This is a genomic window from Psychrobacter sp. T6-1 (assembly GCF_052258445.1).
In genome coordinates this window covers 1-550 of the sequence record NZ_JBQQFC010000801.1, presented here as the reverse complement: position 1 = coordinate 550, position 550 = coordinate 1, and the positions used below count along the sequence as shown (strand labels likewise).

The 550-nt window shown below is 45.5% G+C and carries 1 protein-coding gene; it reads right to left on the bottom strand.

Annotated elements, in window-relative coordinates:
* Nucleotides 1-428 (bottom strand): pirin family protein (locus tag ACTXGO_RS16050; RefSeq protein ID WP_443575224.1); only part of this gene is annotated, 428 nt, incomplete at its 3' end.
* Nucleotides 429-550: the final 122 nt, after the last annotated feature.

Here is a 550-nt window from a genome sequence, read left to right as displayed (position 1 = left end):
TTCATTTTATCTTTGGCAGGTAGATTGAGCCACAGCTGGAAGCCTTCCATCGCGCCATCTTCTTGCTCAGGCAGTTCTGAATGGATGACACCGCTCGCCGCCGTCATCCACTGCACGCCGCCGTTTTGTAATAATCCTTCGTTGCCCGCGCTGTCGCGATGACGCATACGGCCAGTGATCATATAAGTAATCGTTTCAAAGCCGCGATGTGGATGATTGGGGAAGCCGGCGACATAATCATCTGGATTATCGCTTTTGAAGTTATCCAGCATCAAGTAAGGGTCAAGGCGCTCTTGTAATTGCTGCGTGAGCACGCGAGTCAGTTTAACGCCAGCACCATCTTGGGTGTCTACCCCAGCATAGAGGTGCTCAATTTGACGAGATTGGGTGACTGTTTCTTTTACGCTATTTGCTACCGTGTTATTCATGGTTCTCTCCCATTTTATGATTGTGAATAATGGACTTCTTTTATTCATATTCAGCCATATATTTGGGGTAAGGGGTTGTAGATTTCAATACTTTATTGTGTAGTAAATGTAAATAAGAGATT